Annotated in this window: 27 protein-coding genes; 11 read left to right on the forward strand and 16 right to left on the reverse strand. The window is 72.0% G+C overall.

The window, feature by feature from the left end; all coding sequences use genetic code 11:
- Positions 1–28: 28 nt before the first annotated feature.
- Entirely contained in the window at positions 29–1,030 is a 1,002-nt protein-coding gene (locus V6M57_RS08305) for a PA2778 family cysteine peptidase (RefSeq protein WP_332814515.1), read from the forward strand.
- Between the two features lie 356 nt (positions 1,031–1,386).
- A complete protein-coding gene (locus tag V6M57_RS08310) occupies positions 1,387–1,830 on the forward strand; it encodes a DUF4864 domain-containing protein (protein WP_332814516.1) in 444 nt (147 codons plus the stop codon).
- 60 nt (positions 1,831–1,890) lie between these two features.
- Here the strand turns inward: V6M57_RS08310 and V6M57_RS08315 are convergent, their stop codons facing one another.
- Both V6M57_RS08315 and V6M57_RS08320 read right to left on the reverse strand, forming a co-directional pair.
- Entirely contained in the window at positions 1,891–2,520 is a 630-nt protein-coding gene (locus V6M57_RS08315; protein ID WP_332814517.1) for a L,D-transpeptidase, read from the reverse strand.
- 146 nt (positions 2,521–2,666) lie between these two features.
- Positions 2,667–3,455, reverse strand: coding sequence for a hypothetical protein (locus V6M57_RS08320; RefSeq protein ID WP_332814518.1), 789 nt, complete (start codon positions 3,453–3,455; stop codon positions 2,667–2,669).
- Positions 3,456–3,634: 179 nt separating this feature from the next.
- On the opposite strand from V6M57_RS08320, the gene V6M57_RS08325 reads away from it, so the two are divergent.
- Positions 3,635–4,222, forward strand: coding sequence for a hypothetical protein (locus V6M57_RS08325; protein WP_332814519.1), 588 nt, complete (start codon positions 3,635–3,637; stop codon positions 4,220–4,222).
- 64 nt (positions 4,223–4,286) lie between these two features.
- Here the strand turns inward: V6M57_RS08325 and V6M57_RS08330 are convergent, their stop codons facing one another.
- The 9 genes from V6M57_RS08330 to V6M57_RS08370 form a co-directional block, all read right to left on the reverse strand.
- A complete protein-coding gene (locus V6M57_RS08330) occupies positions 4,287–4,550 on the reverse strand; it encodes a hypothetical protein (protein ID WP_332814520.1) in 264 nt (87 codons plus the stop codon).
- 66 nt (positions 4,551–4,616) lie between these two features.
- Entirely contained in the window at positions 4,617–5,531 is a 915-nt protein-coding gene (locus tag V6M57_RS08335) for a DUF808 domain-containing protein (protein ID WP_332814521.1), read from the reverse strand.
- 80 nt (positions 5,532–5,611) lie between these two features.
- Positions 5,612–5,791: a hypothetical protein gene (locus V6M57_RS08340; protein ID WP_332814522.1), complete on the reverse strand. Its 180-nt coding sequence runs from the start codon at positions 5,789–5,791 to the stop codon at positions 5,612–5,614.
- A gap of 106 nt (positions 5,792–5,897) precedes the next feature.
- Entirely contained in the window at positions 5,898–6,143 is a 246-nt protein-coding gene (atpE, locus tag V6M57_RS08345; protein ID WP_332814523.1) for a F0F1 ATP synthase subunit C, read from the reverse strand.
- A 39-nt stretch (positions 6,144–6,182) separates the two neighbouring features.
- Complete coding sequence (gene folK / locus V6M57_RS08350; protein ID WP_332814524.1) at positions 6,183–6,650, reverse strand: 2-amino-4-hydroxy-6-hydroxymethyldihydropteridine diphosphokinase; 468 nt, start codon at positions 6,648–6,650, stop codon at positions 6,183–6,185.
- 38 nt (positions 6,651–6,688) lie between these two features.
- On the reverse strand, positions 6,689–8,284 hold the full coding sequence (gene pcnB, locus V6M57_RS08355) for a polynucleotide adenylyltransferase PcnB (RefSeq protein ID WP_332814525.1): 1,596 nt from the start codon (positions 8,282–8,284) through the stop codon (positions 6,689–6,691).
- The gene (locus V6M57_RS08360) at positions 8,281–8,955 is read right to left on the reverse strand and encodes an HAD family hydrolase (RefSeq protein WP_332814526.1); all 675 of its coding nucleotides are present in this window, start codon (positions 8,953–8,955) and stop codon (positions 8,281–8,283) included. The genes pcnB and V6M57_RS08360 overlap by 4 nt, the downstream gene beginning before the upstream one ends.
- Positions 8,952–9,626, reverse strand: coding sequence for a DnaA regulatory inactivator Hda (gene hda / locus V6M57_RS08365; RefSeq protein ID WP_332814527.1), 675 nt, complete (start codon positions 9,624–9,626; stop codon positions 8,952–8,954). Before hda ends, V6M57_RS08360 begins: the two co-directional genes overlap by 4 nt.
- Positions 9,623–10,693 carry an AI-2E family transporter gene (locus V6M57_RS08370; protein WP_332814528.1) on the reverse strand — a complete coding sequence of 357 codons (1,071 nt, stop codon included), beginning with the start codon at positions 10,691–10,693 and terminating at the stop codon, positions 9,623–9,625. Before V6M57_RS08370 ends, hda begins: the two co-directional genes overlap by 4 nt.
- A gap of 89 nt (positions 10,694–10,782) precedes the next feature.
- Here V6M57_RS08370 and purM point away from each other — a divergent pair, with 89 nt between their 5' ends.
- Positions 10,783–11,817: a phosphoribosylformylglycinamidine cyclo-ligase gene (purM, locus tag V6M57_RS08375; RefSeq protein WP_332814529.1), complete on the forward strand. Its 1,035-nt coding sequence runs from the start codon at positions 10,783–10,785 to the stop codon at positions 11,815–11,817.
- 8 nt (positions 11,818–11,825) lie between these two features.
- Positions 11,826–13,025: an MFS transporter gene (locus V6M57_RS08380; RefSeq protein ID WP_332814530.1), complete on the forward strand. Its 1,200-nt coding sequence runs from the start codon at positions 11,826–11,828 to the stop codon at positions 13,023–13,025.
- A gap of 42 nt (positions 13,026–13,067) precedes the next feature.
- Here the strand turns inward: V6M57_RS08380 and V6M57_RS08385 are convergent, their stop codons facing one another.
- On the reverse strand, positions 13,068–13,919 hold the full coding sequence (locus V6M57_RS08385) for a SirB1 family protein (protein WP_332814531.1): 852 nt from the start codon (positions 13,917–13,919) through the stop codon (positions 13,068–13,070).
- Between the two features lie 188 nt (positions 13,920–14,107).
- Complete coding sequence (gene murJ / locus V6M57_RS08390) at positions 14,108–15,673, reverse strand: murein biosynthesis integral membrane protein MurJ (RefSeq protein WP_332814532.1); 1,566 nt, start codon at positions 15,671–15,673, stop codon at positions 14,108–14,110.
- Positions 15,674–15,770: 97 nt separating this feature from the next.
- Here murJ and rpsT point away from each other — a divergent pair, with 97 nt between their 5' ends.
- The gene (gene rpsT, locus V6M57_RS08395; protein WP_332814533.1) at positions 15,771–16,076 is read left to right on the forward strand and encodes a 30S ribosomal protein S20; all 306 of its coding nucleotides are present in this window, start codon (positions 15,771–15,773) and stop codon (positions 16,074–16,076) included.
- Between the two features lie 133 nt (positions 16,077–16,209).
- Here the strand turns inward: rpsT and V6M57_RS08400 are convergent, their stop codons facing one another.
- Positions 16,210–16,515, reverse strand: coding sequence for a DUF3579 domain-containing protein (locus V6M57_RS08400; protein WP_332814534.1), 306 nt, complete (start codon positions 16,513–16,515; stop codon positions 16,210–16,212).
- A 228-nt stretch (positions 16,516–16,743) separates the two neighbouring features.
- On the opposite strand from V6M57_RS08400, the gene V6M57_RS08405 reads away from it, so the two are divergent.
- A complete protein-coding gene (locus V6M57_RS08405) occupies positions 16,744–17,937 on the forward strand; it encodes an aspartate aminotransferase family protein (RefSeq protein WP_332814535.1) in 1,194 nt (397 codons plus the stop codon).
- Between the two features lie 4 nt (positions 17,938–17,941).
- The gene (argF, locus tag V6M57_RS08410) at positions 17,942–18,859 is read left to right on the forward strand and encodes an ornithine carbamoyltransferase (RefSeq protein ID WP_332814536.1); all 918 of its coding nucleotides are present in this window, start codon (positions 17,942–17,944) and stop codon (positions 18,857–18,859) included.
- Between the two features lie 12 nt (positions 18,860–18,871).
- Here argF and V6M57_RS08415 read toward each other — a convergent pair whose 3' ends face one another.
- A complete protein-coding gene (locus V6M57_RS08415) occupies positions 18,872–19,243 on the reverse strand; it encodes a hypothetical protein (RefSeq protein ID WP_332814537.1) in 372 nt (123 codons plus the stop codon).
- Positions 19,244–19,475: 232 nt separating this feature from the next.
- Here V6M57_RS08415 and kynB point away from each other — a divergent pair, with 232 nt between their 5' ends.
- From kynB to kynA, 3 genes are read left to right on the forward strand one after another with little or no spacing between them, the layout of a single operon-like run.
- Positions 19,476–20,102, forward strand: coding sequence for an arylformamidase (kynB, locus tag V6M57_RS08420; protein WP_332814538.1), 627 nt, complete (start codon positions 19,476–19,478; stop codon positions 20,100–20,102).
- Entirely contained in the window at positions 20,099–21,361 is a 1,263-nt protein-coding gene (gene kynU / locus V6M57_RS08425; RefSeq protein ID WP_332814539.1) for a kynureninase, read from the forward strand. Before kynB ends, kynU begins: the two co-directional genes overlap by 4 nt.
- The gene (kynA, locus tag V6M57_RS08430) at positions 21,358–22,206 is read left to right on the forward strand and encodes a tryptophan 2,3-dioxygenase (RefSeq protein WP_332814540.1); all 849 of its coding nucleotides are present in this window, start codon (positions 21,358–21,360) and stop codon (positions 22,204–22,206) included. The genes kynU and kynA overlap by 4 nt, the downstream gene beginning before the upstream one ends.
- On the opposite strand, the gene V6M57_RS08435 is transcribed toward kynA, so the two are convergent.
- Entirely contained in the window at positions 22,207–23,379 is a 1,173-nt protein-coding gene (locus tag V6M57_RS08435; protein WP_332814541.1) for an FAD-dependent monooxygenase, read from the reverse strand. It lies immediately after the preceding gene.
- Positions 23,380–23,398: the final 19 nt, after the last annotated feature.

A 23,398-nucleotide genomic window follows, 5' to 3' on the forward strand; every position in this document is an offset into this window, starting at 1 on the left:
TGGCGGACGGCCGGGCCGGATGACCGGCATGATCGGCACCGGAGCCCGCCTCGCGCGGGCTTCCGCTTGTGCGGGCCTGCGCGCGTTCGCGGCGGGCCTCGCGATCGTGCTCGCGGGCTGCGCGCAGATGGTGCCGCAGACCGTCGCGCTGCGCAGCGGCTGGCCGGCCGGGGTGCCGCAGAGCGCTTCCATCGACGGCGTGCCCTTCTTCCCCCAGGACGAGTACCAGTGCGGGCCCGCGGCTCTGGCCACCGTGCTGGCCTTCACCGGCACCCCGGTGACGCCCGAGCCGCTGGTCGGCCAGGTCTACATCCCCGAGCGGCGCGGCAGCCTGCAGCTGGAGATGCTGGCTGCCGCGCGCCGCTACGGACGGGTGTCGTACGTGCTCGCGCCGCGCTACGGCGACCTGCTGCGCGAAGTCGCCGCCGGCCATCCGGTCCTGGTGCTGCAGGACGTGGGCGTGCTGGGCCGGCAGTGGCACTACGCCGTGGTCAACGGCTTCGACTACCCCAGCGGCACCGTCTACCTGCGCTCGGGCACGACGGCGCGGCTGGAGATGCCCTTCACCGCCTTCGAGCGCAGCTGGATGGCGAGCGGCTACTGGGCGATGGTGGCCACGCCACCGGACCGGATCCCGGCCACCGCCACCGAGGACGCGTGGCTGAACGCGGTGCTCGCGATGGCGAGGGTGGCGCCCGCCGAAGCCGTGGCCACCGCGTTCGGCACCGCGCTGCAGCGCTGGCCCGACAACCTGGCCGCCGCCGTCGGGCTGGCCAACCAGCTGCATGCCCGCGGCGCGCTCGGCGAAGCCGAGAGCGTCCTGCGCCAGGCCCGGCAGCGCCACCCGCGCTCGGCCATCGTGGCCAACAACCTGGCCCAGGTCCTGTCCGACCTCGGCCGGCAGAGCGAGGCGCTGGCGCTGATCGACGCCGCCGCGGCCGACCCCGGCAACCCCTTCGCGTCCGAGATCCGCGCCACCCGCGAGGGCATCGTCGAACGCATGAAGCGGCGCAGCAGCAGCGCCCGGTAGGCGGGCGGAGGGCGCGCGATCCGGGCGCGCGCCTACAGCCGCGCGGGCAACCCGCTTGCGTGCGCCCGCCGCCGCCTTGTCCAGACTGCGGCCGTGCCCCCGGGCGCCGCGCCACGAGACAGGTATCGGACTTCCGCGCGCCAGCGAAACGAACGAACATTGTCCAGCGGGTCCGGCGGGCCATCCGCCTGCGGCGGTGGTCCCTGTCGTCCCTTCCCTGCCTGCTGCCCGCGCGCCGAGCCGAAACGGCGCACGCAGGCTCACGCCATTGCGCCACGGCCCGCAGCGCCCTGCGCCTACAGCCCGCGGCCGGGCGCCTTCCTACTCTGGACGCACAGCCCCCGCGGAGTCGCACGATGAACAGGCATTCCCACCGCATCCTCCTGATGGCCGCCCTGGCGCTGGCGGCCTTCGGCCTGCACCTGCGCGCCACCGCCGAAACGCTGTCCGAGCCCGAGGCGCAGAAGGTGCGCGAAGTGATCGTGGCGCAGCTCTCCGCGCTGGCCGTGGACGATGCCGACAAGGCGTTCGAGACGGCCACTCCCGAAGTGCGCGCCGCCATCGGCAGCTCGAACCGTTTCCTGGCGATGGTGCGCGGCGCCTACCCGATGGTCTACCGGCCGGCTTCGGTGAACTTCCACAAGCCGGAGCAGGAAGACGGCGGCGTGCTGCAGCTGGTGGAGATCAAGGACGACGACGACAAGTCCTGGCTCGCCCTGTTCGCGCTGGAGCAGCAGCCCGACCGGAGCTGGCGCATCAGCGGCTGCGTGGTCGCGGAGAACCACTGGCAGGTGACGTGAACGGGAAGCCGCCTCGCGCGCCTTCCCGTCCGGCGAGCGATTCCCGCCGGTGCCGGCGCGCTACGCCGGCATGAACGGGGCGAGCGCCTCCTGCGTTTCGGGCAGCACGTAGACCACCCCCGTGGTGCGGCCCAGCAGGGGCTCGATCACCTCCAGGTAGAACGGCACCGGCACCACCACGCAGCCCAGCGACAGCCGCCGCTCGTCGGGAGCGGAGGACGCCAGGCGCGCGGCCCGCAGGGGCTGCGACCGGCCCGGCCGCAGCCGGTGGATCGCCAGCGCCGCGTCGTAGTCGAACCAGATCACGGGTTCGCCATCGAGGTTGCGGCCCGGCTCCGTGAGGAAGCGCCCGGCCGGCGTCGTGCGCTCCTGCGGCGCGAGGGTGCCGGTCTGGGCGCGATCGCCGACCCCGGGCACGCTGTGGTCGCCCCGCGCCGAGCCCAGCAGCACGTCGGTGGCCGCCAGCAGGCGCCCGTCGGGGGCGAACGCATACAGCCGCGCCTGCTTCTTGTCGACGACCACGAACGGGTGGCCCTGCGCATCGCCGCTGGCGATCACCCACTCCACGACCTCGCGGGCCCCGCCGGCCGGTCCCGGCAGTCCTGCGCCGGCGCCCGGCCCCGCCGCCGCGGCGGCGCAGGCGAGCGCCCAGGCGGCGCACAGCGCCGCCGCCTTGCCTCTCCAATGCATGTGTCGAGTCCCCATCGGCCCCGTGTGCGGGGCGCTTGTCGCGAGCCGCCGTGCAGCTCAACAGAGGGACATGCTAGCCACGCCAGGGCAAGCTCGGCCGCAGCGACGCGCGTGGCGTCGACGGCAGGCGGGACGCGTGGCTTATTTCACGCCGACGGCGCGGCGGGACTGCGGGGCACCGGGTAGCTGCGGAACTGCTCGCGCGCGGTGCGGGTCTCGGGCAGCACGTAGATGACGGCGCCGGTGCTGCGAACCAGGGGCGAGAACACCTTCTCGTAGAACGCCACCGGCAGGTTGATGCAGCCGAAGGAAATGCGGTTGTCGCGCGCGGTGGGCGAGGCCAGGCGCTGCAGGCGCCGCTCCGCCTTGACCAGCGGCCGCACGCGGTGCATGGAGACGGCCAGGTCGTAGGAGACCCACACGATGTCCTCGCCGTGGCTGTTGACGCCCGGCTCGGCCACGAAACGGCCGGCGGGCGTGGTCTTTTCCTCGGGGCGCACCTGCGACAGCGGCTTCTCGCCGATCCCGGGCACCGGGTCGTCGCCCACGGCGGCCCCGAGCAGGGCCGGGACCTGCTGCACCAGCACGCCCCGGTCGTCGAACAACCAGACGCGCGCGTCCTTCTTGTCGACGATGGCGAAGGCGCGCACGCCGTGGTCGCCCGAGTCCACGGCCCAGTCGGCCACCTCGCGCACGACGGGCGGCGGCCGCTGGGCGCGGAAGTCGGCGTGGCGAGGCTTGCGCGCCGGTGCCGGCGGCGCGGCTTCCGGCGCGCGTGCGGGTTGTACAAGCCGGGCAGGAGCGGGCTGCGGTGATGCGGATGCACGCCCGGCGGCCGGCACCGCTGCGGGCGCCGGCGGGCCGGCGCGGAGGGCATCGCGATCGCCCGGCCAGCCGAACCAGCCCACGGCCAGCGCCAGCCCGAGGACCAGCATGAGCGCGCGCACAGGGCGGCCCGCCCCTGGCGGGCGCCAGTCACGAGCCAGCAATTCGCGCGGGATCTTCAAGGCGCAGCGACCACGAAAAGGGCGGGCGCAAGGCCCGCCCGGTCACCGGTGCGAACCGGCGTCAGTTGCGGTCGGCGCGGGCCGCACGGCTGTCGGTGGAGCTGTCCGTGGTGCTGCCACTGGTGCTGCCCGACGCGCCCATGGTGCTGCCGCTGCCGCTGCTCGACGTATCGGAAGCGCTGCCGCTGGCGGGTGGCGAGCTCGCCGAACTGGAACCGGTGCTCGGCGACGCCGAGGAACTGGACGAGGACGTCGAGCCACTCGCGCCCATCGAGGTGCCGCTGCTCGGCGAGGACGAACTGGACGAACTGGTCGAAGGCTGCGAGCTGCTGCTGGTGTCGCTGCTGCTCGAACCGGAAGTCGACGGCGCGCTGCTCGAGCCGGAAGTCGACGGCGTGCTGCTCGAGCCGGAAGCGCCCATCGAGCTGGTGGCCGGGTCCTTCGTGCCCGGCGCCGGCGAGCCGGCCGCCGGGGCGCTGCCGCTGGCGCTGGGCGAGCTGGTGCTACTGCTCGAACTCTGGGCGATGGCGAGGCCGCCGAACGCCAGTGCCGCCGCGGCCGCCAGGGTCGTGAGGGTCGTCTTGGTTGCGCTCATGTTGAACTCCTTGAACTTGACATGCTTGGAAACGCGCCGGCATGGCGCGCCGGCTGACGCAAGATTAGGCGGCGCCTCCCTGCCGTCGAAGTGGGCTTAGAACGGCAGGGCCTGTAGGACCGTCACTGTCACGATTTGCGGCTCAGGCAGGCGGCGGCGCGGCTTCACGCCTGAGCCTGGTCCGGCGGTGCGGGCGGCTCGGTCTTGAAGACACCGCGGATGTTCAGCGCGGCGAGCGCCACCTGCAGCGCGATCAGCGCCCAGGCCCCGGCGTGCCAGCCCCAGGCCGCCCACAGCAGGTTGCTGGCCAGGAACACCCAGAAGCCGACGTTGCGCCGGCGCTGGCGGCTGGAGGCCACCAGCCAGGCCGCCACCACGCTGGCCGCCATCGCGGGCCACTGCAGCAGGTCGATCCATCCGGGCAGCATCCCGCGCAAGCTAATCGCGCCACCCACCCTGCCGCGCCGGCCGCGGCCCCCGCCGGCTGTAGGAACTCAGGCCGGCGCGCGGCGCGCCCGGGTTCGCCTGGCCAGTTCCACCACCGCCAGCACGATGGCGCCGGCCACCATGCCGACCAGCGCATGGGCGAGCAGCGGCAGCAGCGTGGCCGCCGGGCCGGGCAACCCGTGCGCGGCGTCTTCCACGGCGTGCGCCAGCGCCGGCACCCCATGGGTGAGGATGCCGCCGCCCACCAGGAACATGGCGGCGGTGCCGGCGATCGACAGGCCCCTCATCAGCCAGGGCGTGGCGCGCAGGATGGCGCGCCCGACCGCCGTCGCCAAGCTGCGCCCGCGCGCAACCAGCCACAGCCCCAGGTCGTCGAGCTTCACGATGCCGCCCACGAGGCCGTACACGCCCACCGTCATCAGCGCAGCGATGCCGACCAGCACCCCGATGCGCATCGGCAGCGGCTGCTGCGACACCGTGCCCAGCGCAATGACGACGATTTCGGCCGACAGGATGAAATCGGTGCGGATCGCGCCGCGGATCTTGCCCTGTTCCACGGCCACCAGGTCGACGGCCGGATCGGCGAGCGCGCGTTCCAGCTCCCGGTGCCGGGCGTCGTCCTCCTCGCGGTGCAGGACGTGGTGGGCGAGTTTCTCCACGCCCTCGAAGCAGAGGAAGGCGCCGCCCAGCATCAGCAGCGGCAGCACCGCCCACGGCGCGATCGCGCTCACGACGAGCGCGGCGGGCACCAGGATCAGCTTGTTGAGGGCCGAGCCCTTGGCCACCGCCCACACCACCGGCAACTCGCGCTCGGCGGACAGGCCCGTGACCTGCTGCGCATTGAGCGCCAGGTCGTCGCCCAGCACGCCGGCGGTCTTGCGGGCGGCGACCTTGGTCAGTACGGACACATCGTCCAGCAGGGTGGCGATGTCGTCCAGCAGGAGGAACAGGCTGGAGGCCATGGGCGGCGGGGTCGGCGGAAGGTCCCGCCATCATCGCCGATGGCGGCGCCGCGCGGGGGCCGCGCCACCGCGGCGTGCCCTCAGGTGTTGCCGGTGACGTAGGGGCCGCGCGGCTTCTGGTCCTCGCGCGCAGGGTGCTGCTCGGCCCGCTCGTCGGGGTGGGAGATGGTTTCGTTGGTGCCTTCGGGCACCGGTTCGTCCTTCGGGTCCGGCCGCTCGTGCGGCGGCACCACGTCGGGGGCGGAAGCGGGCTTGTTCATGGCAATGGTCCTTGCGGCCACTCTAGGAAGACCGCCGCCGGCGCGCTGTAGGACGGCGGCGCATGGCCCGCCACCGACCGCCGCGACCGGCTGCCCAGCGCGTCCTTCAGCCGGTGGCGAAGGGATTGGCGAACACGAACATCATCGCCACCCCGACGCCGATCAGGAAGTTGGCGTCGATCAGCCCGGCCAGCAGGAACATCTTGACCTGCAGCGGTTCCATCATCTCCGGCTGGCGCACCGCGCCCTCGATGAAGCGCCCGCCCATGCTGCCGATGCCGAGGCAGGCGCCGATGGCCCCGAGGCCGATGATCAATCCGCAGGCCAGTGCAATCAGTCCGGTGTCGCTCATGGGAAACCTCCTTCGTGGGATGGCCCCATGCTCGCCGCCTCAGGGAATGCGGGCAATGACCTGCGAGGTAAGGGCCGCCAGCGCCTGCGGCGCAACGAGTGCCGGCGCGATCTCCGCCAGCGGCACCAGCACGAACGCGCGCTCGTGCATGCGCGGGTGCGGCACCACCAGGCGAGGGCTCGCGATGCGCGCTTGGCCATACAGCAGCAGGTCCAGGTCCAGCGTGCGCGGCGCGTTGGCGAAGGGGCGCTCGCGACCGGCCTCGGCTTCCAGCCGCTGCAGGGCCGCCAGCAGGTCGGGCGCCGACAGCGAAGTGCGCAGCGCCGCCACGGCGTTGACGAAGTCCGGCCCGGCGGCGCCCACGGGCGCCGTGCGGTAGAGGGAGGAACGGGCCGCGAGCCGGGTCTGCGGCAGTGCCTGCAGGCGATCCAGCGCGGCCAGCACCGCGGCCCGCGGGTCACCCAGGTTGGCGCCCAGCGCCACGTAGGCGGTGACCGGCTCCTTCATGGCTGAGCGCGGGCCCCCTGCCACACCGGCGGCCCGCCTCAATCGCCGGCGATGAAGGGCGGCGGTGCCTCGCCGCCGCCCACTGCGCCGGCGCCGGCCGGCTTGCGGCGGCGCCGGCGGCGCTTGCGCGCCGCATCGGCGCCGGCACCGTCCGCTTCGGCCGGCTCCTGCGCCGCGGCGGGCTCGAGCGGCGCCCCGGCGGCCGGGCGCTCCGCCGGCGAGGCCTTCTCCTGCGGCCTGACCACGCGCACGCGGCGTGCGCCCTTCTGTTGCTGCTCGGCGCGCACCTGCGCCACCAGGTCCTCGCGCGCGTGCTCGTCGGCCTGGCTGAATTCCTGCCACCAGTCGGCCAGCACCACGTCGACCTCGCCGGCGTCGGCACGCAGCCGCATGAAGTCGAAGGCGGCGCGAAAGCGCGGCTGTTCGACCAGGCTGAAGGGCGTGCTGCCCACGCGCTTGTCGAAGCGCGGCTGCATCATCCAGATCTCGCGCATGTCGGCGCCCAGCTTGCCGCGGCCGGACACGTCGCCGATGCGGGCGTCGAACACGTCGTCGATGGCCCCCTGCAGCGCCGGGAACGGATGCTGCTTCTGGGACAGGCGCTGCGCCCAGCCGTCGCGCACGTCGGACCACAGCACGCAGGCCAGCAGGAAGCTGGGGGCGACCGGCTTGCCCTCGGCCACCCGGCGGTCGGTGTCCTGCAGCGCCGACCGGACGAAGGCCTGGTCGGCGCGCTCGACCACCAGGTCCAGCAGCGGGTAGATGCCGCTGGCCATGTCGAGGGCCTTGAGCTGCTCGACGGTGGCCTCCGAATGGCCGGTCTGCAGCAGCTTGAGCATCTCGTCGAACAGCCGGCTCTGCGGCACGTCGGCCAGCAGCGGCAGGCTGGGCCGCAGCGCCGCCGCCGTCCTGGCCTCCAGCTTGAACCCCAGCGGATGGAGCTTGGCGGCGAAGCGCACCGCGCGGATCACCCGCACCGGGTCCTCGCGGTAGCGCGCGGCCGGGTTGCCGATCATGCGCAGCGTGAGCTTGCGCGCGTCCTTCATGCCGCCGTGGTAGTCGACCAGCGTCTGCGTCTGCGGGTCGTAGTACATGGCGTTGATCGTGAAGTCCCGCCGCGCGGCGTCTTCCTCCTGCGGGCCCCAGACGTTGTCGCGCAGCACCCGGCCGCTGGCGTCCACCGCGTGCTTGAGGCCGGCCAGCTCGCTCCGGCTGGTCTTCTCGTTGCCGGCCACCGCCTCGGCCGCCGCGTTGTCCAGGTAGGCGCGGAAGGTGGAGACCTCGATCACCTCGTGCTCGCGCCCGCGGCCGTAGACCACGTGCACGATGCGGAAGCGCCGCCCGATGATGAAGGCGCGCCGGAACAGCCCCTTGACCTGCTCGGGCGTGGCATTGGTGGCGACGTCGAAATCCTTGGGCCGCAGGCCCAGCAGCAGGTCGCGCACCGCCCCGCCGACGACGTAGGCCTCGAAGCCGGCGTCCTTGAGCGCACGCACCACGTTGACGGCGCGCTCGTCCACCAGCGAGGGATCGATGTGGTGTTCCTGCGGGCCGATCTCCCGGCGCTTGCCGAACCCCGGCTTGCGGCCGTTGCCGCCGGCGCCCAGCAGGCGGTCGATGAATTGCTTGATCATGGATGGGAAGGGAACAGGTCCAGTATGCGCCAGCCGCGCTGGGTGGCCAGGCTGCGCAGGACGGCGTCGGGATTGGTGGCCACCGGGTGGTCGCAGCGCTCCAGCAGCGGCAGGTCGTTCATGGAGTCGGAGTAGAAAGTGGTCTCGACCTGGTCCCAGGCCAGCCCCTGGGCCGCCAGCCACTGGCCGACCCGGTCGACCTTGCCGGCGCGCATCGAGGGCACGCCGTCGATCTCGCCGGTGATCCAGCCGTCGGGGCCGCGCGCCAGCCGCACCGCAATGAGCTCGCCGACACCGAGCGCCTGCGCGATCGGCTCGGTCACGAACTCGTTGGTGGCAGTGACGATCAGCACCCGCTCGCCGGCGTCCTGGTGCCTGCGCACCAGCTGCAGCGCCTCGGGACGGATCGCCGGGGCGATCACCTCCTGCATGAAGCGGCGCCGCGCCTGCTCGGCCGCCGGGCGGCCCTGGAGCCGGATCGCCTCGGTGGCGAAGCGCACGTAGTCGTGCACGTCCAGCGTCCCGGCCTTGTAGTGCTCGTAGAACGCGTCGTTGCGCTGCTTGAAGGTGGCCGGATCGGTCCAGCCGATCGCCTGGGTGAACTCGCCCCAGGCGTAGTCGGAGTCGATCGGCAGCAGCGTGTGGTCGAGGTCGAACAGCGTGACCTTCACTCGTTTTCCAGCATGGATTTGATCAGTGGGATGGTGATCGCGCGCTGCGTCTGCAGCGCATAGGCGTCGAGCTGCTCCAGCAGCTGCATGAGGCTGCCGAGGTCGCGCGAGAAACGGGTGAGCATGAAATCCATCACCTCGTCGGAGAGGAAGACGCCGCGCGCGTCGGCGGCGCGGCGCAGCACGGCGCGGCGCTCCGGCTCCGACAGCACCTGCAGCTGGAACACGTGGCCCCAGCCGAGCCGGGTGCGCAGGTCCTCGCGCAGCCGCAGGTCGGCCGGCGGCAGCAGCCCCGCCGCCAGCACGCCGCGCTGCAGCGCCTGCGCGCTGACGAACCAGCTGAACGCGGCGTGCTGCTGGACTGCGGTGTACAGGTGCACGTCGTCCATCAGCACCACCGCCCAGCGCTCGTCGAAGGCGGGCGGCTCCGGCACCGACGCATCCAGCCAGCCGGTGGCGGCGCCCTGCTCGCGCAAGGCCTCCTGCACCGCCTTGAGCAGGTGGGTCTTGCCGCTCGCGGGCGGACCCCACAGGTAGGTCGGCACGGGCGAGCGCGTCGGGCTGCCGGCCCACAGCTTCAGGTGCGCCAGCGCAGGCTCGTTGGGCCCCGCGTCGAAGCCGGCCAGCGTGGGTGCGCGGGCCATGGCGATGGGAAGCGTCAGCTGCTTCATCCGTGGTACAGGCGGCTGCCCATGTAGCCGGTGCGCACGCGGCGGATGGCCACCAGCAGCAGGGCGGTGGCCGGCAGCGCCACCAGCACGCCGAGGAAGCCGAACAGCTGGGCGAAGGCCAGCAGGGCGAAGATCACTGCCAGCGGGTGCAGGCCGATGCGCTCGCCCACCAGCCGCGGCGTGAAGAAGAAGCCCTCGATCACCTGGCCGCAGCCGTACACCACGGCCACCATCACCAGCGCCTTGGCCGAGGCGAACTGCAGCAGGCCGGCCAGGATGGCCAGCACCAGCCCGATGCCGAAGCCCAGGTAGGGCACGAACATCGCCAGCCCGGTGAACAGGCCGATCGGCAGCGCCAGGTCCAGCCCGAACAGGGCCAGCCCGGCGGAGTAGAAGGTCGCCATGGTCAGCATCACCAGCAGCTGGCCGCGCAGGTACTGACCCAGCACCTGGTCGGCCTCCTGGGTGAAGGAGTCGACCGCCGGCCGCACGCGCGGCGGCACCAGTTCCAGCACGCGGTGCACGAAGCGGTCCCAGTCCAGCAGCAGGTAGAACAGGGCGACCGGGATCAGCACCGCGTTGAAGACCACCGCGAAGGCCACGCTGCCGCCGATCTTCAGCGAGGACAGCAGGCTGGTCACGGCCTCCTCGTAATTGGCCTGCAGGTAGCGCAGCACCTGGGTCTTGAGGCTCTGCAGGTCGAGCGCGACGTCGATGCCGAACTGCGCCAGCCAGGGCCGCACGCTGCCGTCCAGCCACTTGAACAGCACCGGCACCTGCTCGCGCATCAACGGGATCTCCTTGGCCAGGATGGGCACCACCATCAGGAACAGCGACACCAGCACCACGATGAACAGCAGTTCGACCAGCACCACCGCGACGAAGCGAGGCACGCGGCCGCGGCCCGCCTCGTCGAGGCGGTCGACCAGCGGGGTCAGTGCATAGGCCAGCACCGCGCCGACCACGAACGGGGTGAGCACCGGCCCCAGGGCCCGCAGCGCCCACACCGCCAGCAACGCGATCAGCGCCCAGATGGCGGCGCGTTTCTGCGTGGGGGTGAAGGGCATCGGCGAGGGGCTGCGGCCGGCCGGCCATGGAAGGGGCCGCCGGTAAAATCACGCGAATTCTATCGGGCGCCCCCCGAACGCCTCCCCCCATGAGCCAGACTCCCCTCTCGTACAAAGACGCCGGCGTGGACATCGATGCCGGCGACGCGCTGGTCGAGCGCATCAAGCCGCTGGCCAGGCGCACCCTGCGCGAAGGCGTGATGGCGGGCATCGGCGGCTTCGGCGCGCTGTTCGAGGTGCCCAGGCGGTACCGCGAGCCGGTGCTGGTCAGCGGCACCGACGGCGTCGGCACCAAGCTCAAGCTGGCGTTCGAGTGGGGCATGCACGACACGGTGGGCATCGACCTGGTCGCCATGAGCGTCAACGACGTGCTGGTGCAGGGCGCCGAGCCGTTGTTCTTCCTCGACTATTTCGCCTGCGGCAAGCTGGACGTGGACACGGCCGCCCGCGTGGTGGGCGGCATCGCGCGCGGCTGCGAGCTCTCCGGTTGCGCCCTGATCGGCGGCGAGACGGCGGAGATGCCGGGCATGTACCCGCCGGGCGAGTACGACCTGGCCGGCTTCGCCGTCGGGGCGGTGGAGAAGTCGAAGATCCTGGGCGGCGCCGGCGTGGCGCCCGGCGACGTGGTGCTGGGGCTGGCGTCCAGCGGCGCCCACTCGAACGGCTTCTCGCTGGTGCGCAAGTGCATCGAGCGGGCCGGCACGCAGGTGCCGGCCACGCTGGACGGCCGGCCGTTCCGGGAAGCGGTGATGGCCCCCACCCGCCTGTACGTCAAGCCGGTGCTGGCGGCGCTGGCGCAGCACGCCGGCATCAAGGCGCTGGCCCACATCACCGGCGGCGGGCTGCTGGAGAACATTCCGCGCGTGCTGCCCGAAGGCACCGCCGCCCACCTGAGGGCCGGCAGCTGGCCGCGCTCCGAGCTGTTCGCCTGGCTGCAGGCCACCGCCGGCATTTCCGATCACGAGATGAACCGCACCTTCAACAACGGCATCGGGATGGTCGTGGTCGTGGACGCGGCCGAAGCAGCGGCGGTCGCCGGCACGCTGCGCGCGCAGGGCGAGTCGGTCCACGAGATCGGCACCATCGCGCCGCGCGGCGACGGCAACCCGGTCGTGATCGCCTGAGCCGGCCCATGGCCGCCCCGCCGGCCAGCCGCCCGCGACTGCCGGCCGGCATCTGGGCGCTGGGGTTCGTCAGCCTGCTGATGGACGTCTCCTCGGAGATGATCCACAGCCTGCTGCCGGTCTTCCTGGTCACCACGCTGGGAGCCAGCATGCTGGTGGTCGGGTTGGTGGAAGGCGCCGCCGAGTCGCTCGCGCTGGCCACCAAGGTGTTCTCAGGCGTGCTGTCCGACTACCTGGGCCGTCGCAAGCCGCTCGCCCTGCTGGGCTACGGACTGGGCGCCCTTTCCAAGCCCCTGTTCGCGCTGGCGGGTTCTGCGGGGATGGTCCTGGCCGCCCGGGCGATCGACCGCTTCGGCAAGGGCCTGCGCGGTGCGCCGCGCGACGCCCTCGTGGCCGACCTGGCGCCGGCCGCGATGCGCGGTGCCGCCTTCGGCCTGCGCCAGTCGCTCGACACTGTCGGCGCATTCCTCGGTCCCCTGCTGGCCGTGGCGCTGATGCTGCTGTGGTCCGACGACATCCGCGCCGTCTTCTGGGTCGCCGTGGTCCCCGCCGTGCTGTGCGTCGCCCTGCTGGCCATCGGTGTCCATGAACCGGACGCGCCGCCCGGTGTGCGCCGCCGCAATCCCATCCGGCGCGACAACCTGCGCCAGCTGGGTGGCAGCTACTGGTGGGTCGTCGCCGTCGGCGCGGTCTTCACGCTGGCCCGCTTCTCGGAAGCCTTCCTGGTGCTGCGCGCGCAGCAGGGTGGGCTGCCGCTGGCATGGGCGCCGCTGGTGCTGATCGCGATGAACCTCGTGTTTGCGGCCGGCGCCTATCCGTTCGGCCGGCTCGCCGACCGCATCGACCATCGCCGCCTGCTGGCGGCCGGCCTGGCGGTGCTGGTGCTGGCCGACCTGCTGCTCGCAGCCGCCGGCGCCGGGCCGCTGCTCTGGCTGGGCATTGCGCTGTGGGGGCTGCACATGGCGATGACGCAGGGACTGCTCGCCACCATGGTGGCCGAGGCAGCGCCGGCGCACCTGCGCGGCACGGCCTTCGGCATGTTCAACCTGGCCGCCGGTGCCGCACTGCTGGCCGCCAGCCTTGTCGCCGGCTGGCTCTGGGACACCTGGGGCGCGGCCAGCACGTTCCTCGCCGGCGCCGCCTTCAGTGCCATGGCGCTGGCGGCGATGCTGCTGCGGCCCTTGCCGACGGGTCCGTCCTCGCGGTGACGACCCGGCCCGCTGCGCGAGGCGCGTGCGCCCGTGCCGCCATCAGCTGCGCGCCCGCCGCAGGTCGGCCACCCGCTCGGCGATGGCATCGATGTCCAGCGAATCCTGGGCGTGGATCAGGTAGGTCTCCAGGTCCAGCACGGCCAGCGCGGCATGGCCCTGCTCGGCATGGGCGAGGCCGCGGTCGCGGTATTCGGCCCAGGCATCGGGCAGCAGCACCAGCAGCCGGTCCTGCACCGCGATCAGGCGCTGCCAGTCTTCCTGCGCCCGGTGGATCTCCTTCAGGTTGCGCAGCATGCGCGCGATGATGTCGCGCGGCGGCGCGGCCTGCAGGTAGAGCCCCAGCGGAACCTCGAACTCGTCGACCAGGCCGCTGCGGCGCCGGTAGGGCTCCAGCCGCTCGGACAGCTCCTCGCGCGAGAGCGACTGTCCGGTGAAGGGATCGATCACCACCTGCCCCTTGGGCAGGTTCACCTTGATCATGAAGTGGCCCGGAAAGCACACGCCGCGCGCGTGCAGCCCCAGGCCATGGGCCAGTTCCATCCACAGGACGGCCAGCGAGATCTGGATGCCGCGCCGGGTGCGCAGCACCACGTTGAGGCAGCTGTTGTCGGGGTCGCAGTAGTCGTTGACGTTGCCGCCGAACGAGAGGTCGCGGAAGAAGAACTGGTTGAGCACGCGCAGGCGCTGCAGCGGTGCGGCGTCGGAGGGCAGCCGGCGCTTCAGGCGCGCCAGCAGCTGGTCGACCTCGCCCAGCACCTGCTGCACGTCGAGGTCGGGGTACTCGTCCTGGGCGATGCTGGCAGCCGCTTCCAGCAGGGGGAAATGGTCGTCGTCCTGCACCAGCGCGCGGAAGTACTCCAGCGGCGTGGGGACCTCGAGGTTGAGCGGCATGGTGGCGACCTTTGTAAGGGAGGCGCACCGGCAGCGTCAAGGGTCATGACAGTGGCAGCCCGTCGATCTCCGAAGCCTGTGGCCGCGCCAAGCCGGCTCCGCCAGGCCACCGCGGAACCGGCTTCGCCGGGTCGCTGGTGGCGCCCCTTGAGGGAGGCGCCGAAGGCGCTTCGGAGCGGTTCTTCACTTCAGCGCGTGACGAATTGCCTCAGCTGCACCCCGGCGGCCCGGAGCGCGCCGAAGTACACGACCACCGAGGCCAGCAGCAAGGACGCCAGCAGCCCGGCGCGCTGCGCGGCATGGGCGCGCAGCGCGATCCAGTCGAAATGGCCGGCCGCCCAGGCCAGGAACACCGCCAGCAGCGCGGTGGCGGCGACCACCTGCAGCAGGAAGCGCGGCCAGCCCGGCGTGGGCGCCCAGCTGCCGCGCCGGCGCAGGCCGACGAGCAGCCAGCCCGCGTTGAGCAGCGCACCCAGGCCGATCGACAGGGCCAGCCCGGCGTGCTTGAACAGCGGCACGAAGGCGACGTTCATGAGCTGGGTGAGCACCAGCACCACGATGGCGATCCGGACCGGCGTGCGCGTGTCCTGGCTGGCATAGAAGCCGGGCGCCAGCACCTTGATCCCGACCAGCCCGAGCAGGCCGGCCCCGTAGCCGGCCAGGGCCAGCGACACCTGGAGCACGTCGCTGTCGCGGAACGCACCGTAGTGGAACAAGGTCGCGACCAGCGGCAGGCCGAAGACCAGCAGCGCGGCCGACGCCGGCGCCGCCAGCAGCACCACCAGGCGCAGGCCCCAGTCGAGCAGGGACGAGTAGCGCGCGTCGTCGCCGGCCCCGCGCGCCAGCGCCAGCTGCGGCATCAGCACCACGCCCAGCGCCACGCCCAGCAGGGCCGTGGGGAACTCCATCAGGCGATCCGCATAGAACAGCCAGGTGACGCTGCCGGCCGGCAGCCAGGAGGCGATCTGGGTGTTGATCAGCAACGAGATCTGGGCCACGCTGACGCCGAGCAGTGCGGGCCCCATGAGCGACAGGATGCGGCGCACCCCGGGGTCGCGCCAGGCTGCGCGGATGCGCGACGCCGCCAGGCCGATGCGCGGCAGCATGCCCAGGCGGCGCAGCGCCGGCACCTGGATGCCCAGCTGCAGCACGCCACCCAGCATCACGCCGGCCGCCATCGCGTAGATCGGCTCGATGCCGCGGGCGGCGAACCCGGGCGCGCCCAGCCAGGCCGCCAGGATCAGGGCCACGTTCAGCAGCACCGGGGTGGCGGCGGGGACCGCGAAGCGCTTCCAGGTGTTCAGGATGCCCGCCGACAGGGCCACCAGCGACATGAAGCCGATGTAGGGAAACATCCAGCGGGTCATCAGCACGGCGGCGTCGAAGGCCTGCGGGTCCTGCCGCAGCCCGCTGGCCAGCGCCCAGACCAGCGCCGGCGACGCCGCCACGCCGACGACGCAGGCGGCCAGCAGCACCCAGGCCAGCACCGTGGCCACGCTGTCGACCAGGCGACGGGTGGCTTGCTCGCCCTGCTGCTCGCGGGTGTGGGCCAGGGCCGGCACGAAGGCCTGGCTGAAGGCACCCTCGCCGAACAGGCGGCGAAACAGGTTCGGGATGCGGAAGGCGACGTTGAAGGCGTCGGTCAGGGCGGTGGCGCCGAACACGGCCGCCATCAGCAGGTCGCGGATGAGCCCGGTGATGCGGGACGCCAGCGTCAGCAGCGAGACGGTCGAGGCGGCTTTGAACAGGCTCACCGGCTCAAGTGTAGCGGCGCCCCTGCAGGCGAGTGGGCGCTTCGCTTACAATGGAGGGCTTTGCTGGCATCATCCTCAGACACCGAAGGAATCCACCATGGCTTCTACCAAGCCCAAGAAGAAGAACCCCCGCCTGGCGTCCGGCCGCAAGCGCGCGCGCCAGAACGTCAAGCTCAACGCAGCGAACACCTCGCTGCGCTCCCGGTACCGCACCGCGGTGAAGAACGTGGAGAAGGCCGTCGCCAGCGGCGACAAGGCCAAGGCCACCGAACTCTTCGCCAAGGCCCAGAGCATCGTCGACACCGTCGCCGACAAGGGCATCTTCCACAAGAACAAGGCGGCCCGCGACAAGTCCCGCCTGTCGGCCAAGGTCAAGGCCCTGGCCGCCCCCGCCGCCGCCTGACCGAATCGGTCCGGCTCGCCCGGGCCTGCAGCCGCAGGCCCGCCGTTTGAACCGGGTGCGCTGCCAGCAAAAGCGAAAAACCGCCTTCGGGCGGTTTTTTCGTTGGGGCCGCGTCGGGATGAGACGAGTGGACTCAGTCGGCCGAGGCGGGCTTCTCCACCACCCGCAGTTCGTTGTCGCGCGCGAAGTTCATCACGAAGTCCCAGGCCATCGGATCGTGGGCGCGCAGGTCGCTGTGCACCACCACGGTCTTGACGCCGTCGATCACGCGCGGCACGCACCACGGCGAGTAGCTCAGGTGGCTGCCGGGCGCCGAGCCGCCCGGCCGGAAGCCGCTCATCACCCCGGCCAGCCGCTCGGCCCAGTCGCTGGGGCGGAAGGTGCGGCCCTCCCGGGTGATCCCCTGGATGAAGACTTCTTTGGCGGGAGTGGTGACCATGAAGAGGCGGGCATCGCAGCGCCGCGGCACGGGAGAGGGCCCGCGGGCAGCGACCAGTATTCTATCTTATATAAGACTTCAGCCCCGGGGATCCGGGGTCGGCGCGCCAGCATCGCACCGCATCGCTGCCATGCGCAATCCTCAAGCATCGGGCCTGCGGCCTGAGCCTAGAATCGGGCCTCAACGGCTCACGCGTTGAGCCGCTTTTCTTTTCTGGAGAGTGTTCCGATGGCCCTGATCGAGGCAGCGTCGCCCCACACGATGAACACCTACGGCCGCGTGCCGATCGCCCTGTCGCACGGCCAGGGCTCGCGGGTGTGGGACGTCAACGGCAAGTCCTACCTGGACGCACTGGCCGGCATCGCCGTCAACACGCTGGGCCACAACCACCCCAAGCTCGTGCCGGCGCTGCAGGACCAGGTCGCGAAGATCATCCACAGCAGCAACTACTACCACGTGCCCAACCAGGAGAAGCTGGCGGCCAAGCTGGCGCAGCTGTCGGGCCTGTCCAAGGTGTTCTTCTGCTCCACCGGGCTGGAGGCCAACGAGGCGGCGATCAAGCTGGCGCGCAAGTTCGGCCACGACAAGGGCATCGAGCGCCCGCAGATCGTGGTCTACGAGAAGGCCTTCCACGGGCGCAGCATCGCCACCCTGTCGGCCACCGGCAACGCGAAGATCCAGCAGGGCTTCGGCCCGCTGGTGGAGGGCTTCATCCGGGTGCCGCTGAACGACCTGGCCGCGCTCGAGGCCGCCACCGAGGGCAACCGGAACGTGGTGGCGGTGTTCTTCGAAACCATCCAGGGCGAGGGCGGCATCAACCCCATGCGCGCCGAGTACCTGCAGCAGGTGCGCCGGCTGTGCGACCAGCGCGACTGGCTGATGATGATCGACGAGGTCCAGTGCGGCATGGGCCGCACCGGCAAGTGGTTCGCCCACCAGTGGGCCGGCATCCGCCCCGACGTGATGCCGCTCGCCAAGGGCCTGGGCTCGGGCGTGCCGATCGGCGCCGTGGTGGCCGGCCCGCGTGCCGCCGACATCTTCCAGCCCGGCAACCACGGCACCACCTTCGGCGGCAACCCGCTGGCCATGCGCGCCGGCGTCGAGACCCTGCGCATCATGGAGGAGGACGGTTTGCTGGAGAACGCCGCCGACGTGGGCGGCTACCTCCAGGACCTGCTGGCGCGCGAACTCGGCGGCCATGCCGGGGTGAAGGAGATCCGCGGCCAGGGCATGATGATCGGCATGGAGCTGGCCAGGCCCTGCGGCGTGCTGGTCAACCGGGCCGCCGAAGCCGGCCTGCTGATCAGCGTGACCGCGGACAGCGTGGTGCGGCTGCTGCCGCCCCTGGTCTTCACCCGCGCCGAAGCCGACGAATGCGTGGGCATCCTGGCGCCGCTGGTGAAGGCCTTCCTCGCGGAGTAGGCCGATGACGATCCGGCACTACCTGCAGTTCGTCGACTTCACGGCCGACGAGTACGCCTGGCTGTTCGAGCGGGCCGCCGTGATCAAGCGCAAGTTCAAGGCCTACGAGAAATACCACCCGCTGGTCGACCGCACGCTGGCCATGATCTTCGAGAAGGCGTCCACGCGCACCCGCGTGAGTTTCGAGGCCGGCATGTACCAGCTCGGGGGCAGCGTGGTGCACCTGACCACCGGCGACAGCCAGCTCGGCCGCGCCGAGCCGATCGAGGACTCGGCGCGGGTGATCAGCCGCATGGTCGACCTGGTGATGATCCGCACCTTCGGCCAGGACAAGATCGAGCGCTTCGCCGCGCACTCGCGGGTGCCGGTGATCAACGGCCTGACCAACGAGTTCCACCCCTGCCAGATCATGGCCGACCTCTTCACCTACCAGGAGCAGCGCGGCTCGATCGCCGGCCGGACGGTGGCCTGGGTGGGCGACGGCAACAACATGGCCAACACCTGGCTGCAGGCGGCCGAACTGCTGGGCTTCACGGTGCACGTGTCCACCCCCAGCGGCTACGAGGTCGACCAGGCCGTGGCCGGCGTGCGCAGCCGCGACAGCTACAAGGTGTTCAAGGACCCGATGGACGCCTGCCGTGGCGCCGACCTGGTGACCACCGACGTGTGGACCAGCATGGGCTACGAGGCCGAGAACGAGCAGCGCCGCAAGGCCTTTGCGGACTGGTGCGTGGACGAGGACATGATGAAGGTGGCCAAGCCCGACGCCCTGTTCATGCACTGCCTGCCGGCCCACCGCGGCGAGGAGGTGACCGCCGAGGTGATCGACGGCCCGCAGTCGGTGGTGTGGGACGAGGCCGAGAACCGCATGCACGTGCAGAAGGCACTGATGGAGTACCTGCTGCTCGGGCGGGTGGCCTGAAGCCCATTCGCGTCATCGCGCCATCGCGGCCGGCGTGCCGCCCAGGGTCAGTACCCCCAGCTTGACCAGCCGCGACTCGATGGCCCAGCGGGTGCGCCCGAGGGCGGCCGCCAGGTCCCGGGTCGGGGTGCCCGCGTCGAAGCCGGCGCGCAACTGCCCATCGTCGTCCGCGGTCCAGGGCTTGCCGGTGTTGGGCGGTGCCTCGCGCCGCGGCCGCGCCGGGCGGGGCGCGGCCGCCGTGTCCAGCGCCTGCGACACCGCGAACAGCGCCCGGATCACCGGCGGGGCGTTGTAGGGACTGTCTTCCGGCATGGCCTCGCCGGTGACCGGGTGGATGCCCTGGGCCAGGGTGTCGATGATCTCGCGCGCCGTCTGCAGTTCCATGGTCGTCCCTCCTGAAAAGACTGTTGTTCCATACAGTGGCCGGGCAACGCCGGGCGCCGGGCGCGGGTTGACAGCCACCCGGTTGCGCCTCCCCACCCTGCCTGGCCTGCGGCGCCTTCGCGGCCGCGGCACGGGCTGGCGCCACGGCCGATCCTTCAGGCCTCAACAAAAATCAAACGGTGTTGGCTATAACCGACACCACGGTCTTTTTTCGCGTTCCACACTGCGCCGCATGCCACGCCTCTGGGACATCTCGCCGCCGGTGCACGCAGGCTCGCCCGTGTTTCCCGGCGACACCCCCTACGGGCAGCAGTGGGCGGCGCAGATCGCCCCGGGCTGCCCCGTCAATGTCAGCAGCCTGACCCTGTCGCCGCATGTGGGCGCGCATGCCGATGCGCCCCTGCACTACGACCCGGAAGGCGCAGCCGCCGGCGCGCTGGACCTGGACCCCTACCTGGGTCCCTGCCGGGTCATCCATGCGATCGGCCGCCGGCCGCTGGTGCACTGGGAGGACCTGGCCCACGCGGCGCAGGGCCTGCCGCCCCGGGTGCTGGTGCGCACTTACCAGCGCCATCCGGTGGACCGCTGGGACGCCGGGCTGGCCGCCTTCGACGCCGGCACGATCGAGCGCCTGGCCGACGCCGGCGTGCGCCTGGTCGGCATCGACACCGCCAGCATCGATCCGGCCGACAGCAAGGAACTGCCCAGCCACCAGGCGATCCGCCGGCGCGGCCTGCGGGTGCTGGAGAACCTGCTCCTCGACCAAGTACCCGAAGGCGACTACGAACTGATCGCCCTGCCCCTGAAACTGATGACGGCCGACGCCTCGCCGGTGCGCGCCGTCCTGCGTGCCCCATGACCGACCTGCACGACTGCCGCGCCCGCGATGCGGCCGACCCGCTGCGCCCGCTGCGCGACCTGTTCACGCTGCCCGAAGGCGTGGTCTACCTGGACGGCAATTCGCTCGGTCCGCTGCCGCGGGCCACGGCCGCACGGGTCGCCCGCGCCGTCGAACACGAATGGGGCGAAGGGCTGATCCGCTCCTGGAACACGGCCGGCTGGTACGAGATGCCGCGCCGCGTCGGCGACCGCATCGCCGGCTGGATCGGCGCCGCGCCCGGCGAAGTGGTGGCCACCGACACCACCTCGATCAACCTCTACAAGGTCCTGAGCGCCGCCTTGAAGATCGCGGCCGGAGACCGGCCCGGCCGCCGGGTCGTGCTGAGCGAGCGCAGCAATTTCCCGACCGACCTGTACATCGCCCAGGCCCTGTGCGAAGAGCGCGGCGGCGAACTGCGCCTGGTCGGCGCGCCGGACGGGATCCCGCAGGCGCTGCAAGGCCCGGACGTCGCCGTGCTGATGCTCACCCACGTGAACTACCGCACCGGCGCGATGCACGACATGGAGGCGCTCACCGCCCTCGCCCACCGCCATGGCGTGCTCACGGTCTGGGACCTGGCGCACAGCGCCGGGGCGGTGCCGGTGGACCTGCACGGCGCCGCAGCCGACTTCGCCGTCGGCTGCGGCTACAAGTACCTCAACGGCGGCCCCGGTTCGCCGGCCTTCGCCTGGGTGCACCCGCGCCACGCCGACCGCTTCTGGCAGCCGCTGGCGGGATGGTGGGGCCATGCGGCGCCCTTCGAATTCACGCCCGACTACCGGCCGGCGCCGGGCATCGCGCGCTACCTGTGCGGCACGCAACCGGTGCTCAGCCTGGTGGCCCTCGACTGCGGCATGGCCTCGCTCGATGCCGCGCGGCCCCTGGGCGGCATGGCGGCCCTGCGGGCCAAGTCGCTGGCGCTCACCGACCTGTTCATCGCCCTGGTCGAGGAGCGCTGCACCGGCCACGGCCTGTCGCTGGTCACGCCGCGCGAACACGCCCGGCGTGGTTCGCAGGTGTCCTTGTCGCGCGCCGAAGGCGCCTACGCCATCGTGCGGGCGCTGATCGCGCGCGGCGTGATCGGCGACTTCCGCGCGCCCGACATCCTGCGCTTCGGCTTCACCCCGCTGTACCTGGGTTTCGAGGACGTGTGGAACGCCGTCGAGCAGCTGCGCCAGGTGCTGGACTCCCGCGAATGGCAGCGCCCCGAATTCAATCGACCACAGGCCGTGACATGAACGACAGAACCCGCCCCGAGGACATCGTGCGCGCCGAGGGCGCGCAACTGGATTTCAGCCGCTCGATGAGCTATGGCGACTACCTGCAGCTGGACACGATCCTCAGCGCCCAGAAGCCGCTGTCGCCCAACCACAACGAGATGCTGTTCATCATCCAGCACCAGACCAGCGAGCTGTGGATGAAGCTGATGCTGCACGAGCTGGGCGCGGCCATCGGCTGCGTCGCCCGCGACGAGCTCGGCAGTGCGTTCAAGATGCTGGCGCGCGTCTCGCGCATCATGGAGCAGCTGGTGCACGCCTGGGACGTGCTGGCGACGATGACGCCGCCCGAGTACAGCGCGATCCGGCCCTACCTGGCCAGCTCCAGCGGGTTCCAGAGCGCGCAGTACCGGCGCATCGAATTCACCCTGGGCAACAAGAACCCGGCGATGCTCAAGCCGCACGAGCACCGCCCCGACCTGCTGGCGCAGGTGCGCGCGGCGTTCGAGGCGCCCTCGCTGTACGACGAGTCGCTGCGGCTGCTGGCCCGCCGCGGCCTGCCGGTGCCCGCCAGCCATGTCGAGCGCGACTGGACCCAGCCCTATGCCGAGAGCGCGGAAGTGGAGCAGGCCTGGCTGCAGGTCTATCGCAACCCCGAGCAGTATTGGGACCTGTACCAGCTGGGCGAGGAGCTGACCGACCTGGAAGACGCGTTCCGGCTCTGGCGCTTCCGCCACGTGACCACGGTGGAGCGCATCATCGGCTTCAAGCGCGGCACCGGCGGCACCGGCGGCGTGACCTACCTGCGCAAGATGCTGGACGTGGTGCTGTTCCCGGAAATCTGGCGCCTGCGCACCGACCTGTAGTCAGCCGGCGCCATACAGCCAGGGCAGGTCCAGCACCGGCTCGCCGCCGGCGGCCAGGGCCAGGTTGCGGGCGTGCCGCAGCAGGCCGTCGGCATGGAAGATCCAGCCGTTGCGGCGCGCGCGCCGCTGCACCCGCGCGCAGCGCTGCCAGCGGTTCAGGGCGTAGCGCTGCAGGGTGGTGGGCACGTCGATCACCCGCCCGTCGCAGGCCGCCAGCACCTTCTGCAGCGTCCAGGCGTCCTCGATCGCCATGCCGGCGCCCTGCGCCAGGTAGGGGCGCATCGGATGGGCGGCGTCGCCGAGCAGGGCGGCGCGGCCGCGCGCCATCTGCGCCGGTCCGGACAGTGGCTCGCGGTCGTGCACCGGCCACATCCGCCAGACCTCCACGGCTTCGACCAGCGCCTGCAATTCGCCGCAAAGCCCGGCGGCGGCGGCGCGCAGCGCATCGGACTGCACCGCGTGGTCCCAGCCGGCACCGGCCCGCCCTTCGATGAATCCGACCACGTTGAGCGCCTCGCCGGCGCGCACCGGGTAACGCACCAGGTGCATGTGCGGCCCCAGCCAGGCCTGCACCTCGTCGCCCCGCAGTCGCGCAGGCAGCTGCGCCATGGGCACCAGGGCGCGGTAGGCGACGTGCCCGGTGGCCGGAGCCGGGCCGTCGCCGACCAGCTGCTCGCGCAGGCGGCTCCATACGCCATCGGCGATCGCGAGCGCGTCCGCCTCGACCAGCGCGCCGCCTTCCAGGTGGGCCTGCGCCAGCTCGCCGTCGACCCGCACCGAGGCGATCCGCAAGCCGGTGCGCAGCCAGGCGCCCGCCTCGGTGGCGGCCCGCAGCAGCGCGGCATGGAGGTCCGCGCGGTGCACGGTCAGGTAGGGCGCGCCATAACGCTGCTGCGTCGACGCGCCGAGCGCGAGCGTGCCCAGTACGCGCCCATCCAGGGCGTCTCGCACGGACAGGCGGGGCGGCTGCCAGGCAAGCGCCTGCAGCGGGCCCAGCACGCCCCAGTCGCGCAGCACGCGCGTGGCATTGGGTCCGAGCTGCAGGCCGGCGCCCACCTCGGAGAACTCCTGGGCCTGCTCGAACAGGCGCACTTCCCAGTCCGCCGCCCGCGCGGCCAATGCGGCCGCGAGGCCCGCAATACCCCCACCGGCGACGAGAACGTCCTGTGCCATCGCCGGGCATTGTGCCAAT

Source organism: Ramlibacter sp., assembly GCF_036676645.1.
Lineage (GTDB): Bacteria > Pseudomonadota > Gammaproteobacteria > Burkholderiales > Burkholderiaceae_C > Ramlibacter.

What these genes read in the sequence shown, in the direction of transcription:
- V6M57_RS08305 (WP_332814515.1), top strand. Translation starts at nt 29, where the DNA reads ATGATCGGCACCGGAGCCCGCCTCGCGCGGGCTTCCGCTTGTGCGGGC.
- V6M57_RS08310 (WP_332814516.1), top strand. Translation starts at nt 1,387, where the DNA reads ATGAACAGGCATTCCCACCGCATCCTCCTGATGGCCGCCCTGGCGCTG.
- V6M57_RS08315 (WP_332814517.1), bottom strand. Translation starts at nt 2,520, where the DNA reads ATGCATTGGAGAGGCAAGGCGGCGGCGCTGTGCGCCGCCTGGGCGCTC.
- V6M57_RS08320 (WP_332814518.1), bottom strand. Translation starts at nt 3,455, where the DNA reads ATGCTGGTCCTCGGGCTGGCGCTGGCCGTGGGCTGGTTCGGCTGGCCG.
- V6M57_RS08330 (WP_332814520.1), bottom strand. Translation starts at nt 4,550, where the DNA reads ATGCTGCCCGGATGGATCGACCTGCTGCAGTGGCCCGCGATGGCGGCC.
- V6M57_RS08335 (WP_332814521.1), bottom strand. Translation starts at nt 5,531, where the DNA reads ATGGCCTCCAGCCTGTTCCTCCTGCTGGACGACATCGCCACCCTGCTG.
- V6M57_RS08340 (WP_332814522.1), bottom strand. Translation starts at nt 5,791, where the DNA reads ATGAACAAGCCCGCTTCCGCCCCCGACGTGGTGCCGCCGCACGAGCGG.
- atpE (WP_332814523.1), bottom strand. Translation starts at nt 6,143, where the DNA reads ATGAGCGACACCGGACTGATTGCACTGGCCTGCGGATTGATCATCGGC.
- folK (WP_332814524.1), bottom strand. Translation starts at nt 6,650, where the DNA reads ATGAAGGAGCCGGTCACCGCCTACGTGGCGCTGGGCGCCAACCTGGGT.
- pcnB (WP_332814525.1), bottom strand. Translation starts at nt 8,284, where the DNA reads ATGATCAAGCAATTCATCGACCGCCTGCTGGGCGCCGGCGGCAACGGC.
- hda (WP_332814527.1), bottom strand. Translation starts at nt 9,626, where the DNA reads ATGAAGCAGCTGACGCTTCCCATCGCCATGGCCCGCGCACCCACGCTG.
- V6M57_RS08370 (WP_332814528.1), bottom strand. Translation starts at nt 10,693, where the DNA reads ATGCCCTTCACCCCCACGCAGAAACGCGCCGCCATCTGGGCGCTGATC.
- purM (WP_332814529.1), top strand. Translation starts at nt 10,783, where the DNA reads ATGAGCCAGACTCCCCTCTCGTACAAAGACGCCGGCGTGGACATCGAT.
- V6M57_RS08380 (WP_332814530.1), top strand. Translation starts at nt 11,826, where the DNA reads ATGGCCGCCCCGCCGGCCAGCCGCCCGCGACTGCCGGCCGGCATCTGG.
- V6M57_RS08385 (WP_332814531.1), bottom strand. Translation starts at nt 13,919, where the DNA reads ATGCCGCTCAACCTCGAGGTCCCCACGCCGCTGGAGTACTTCCGCGCG.
- rpsT (WP_332814533.1), top strand. Translation starts at nt 15,771, where the DNA reads ATGGCTTCTACCAAGCCCAAGAAGAAGAACCCCCGCCTGGCGTCCGGC.
- V6M57_RS08400 (WP_332814534.1), bottom strand. Translation starts at nt 16,515, where the DNA reads ATGGTCACCACTCCCGCCAAAGAAGTCTTCATCCAGGGGATCACCCGG.
- V6M57_RS08405 (WP_332814535.1), top strand. Translation starts at nt 16,744, where the DNA reads ATGGCCCTGATCGAGGCAGCGTCGCCCCACACGATGAACACCTACGGC.
- argF (WP_332814536.1), top strand. Translation starts at nt 17,942, where the DNA reads ATGACGATCCGGCACTACCTGCAGTTCGTCGACTTCACGGCCGACGAG.
- V6M57_RS08415 (WP_332814537.1), bottom strand. Translation starts at nt 19,243, where the DNA reads ATGGAACTGCAGACGGCGCGCGAGATCATCGACACCCTGGCCCAGGGC.
- kynB (WP_332814538.1), top strand. Translation starts at nt 19,476, where the DNA reads ATGCCACGCCTCTGGGACATCTCGCCGCCGGTGCACGCAGGCTCGCCC.
- kynU (WP_332814539.1), top strand. Translation starts at nt 20,099, where the DNA reads ATGACCGACCTGCACGACTGCCGCGCCCGCGATGCGGCCGACCCGCTG.
- kynA (WP_332814540.1), top strand. Translation starts at nt 21,358, where the DNA reads ATGAACGACAGAACCCGCCCCGAGGACATCGTGCGCGCCGAGGGCGCG.
- V6M57_RS08435 (WP_332814541.1), bottom strand. Translation starts at nt 23,379, where the DNA reads ATGGCACAGGACGTTCTCGTCGCCGGTGGGGGTATTGCGGGCCTCGCG.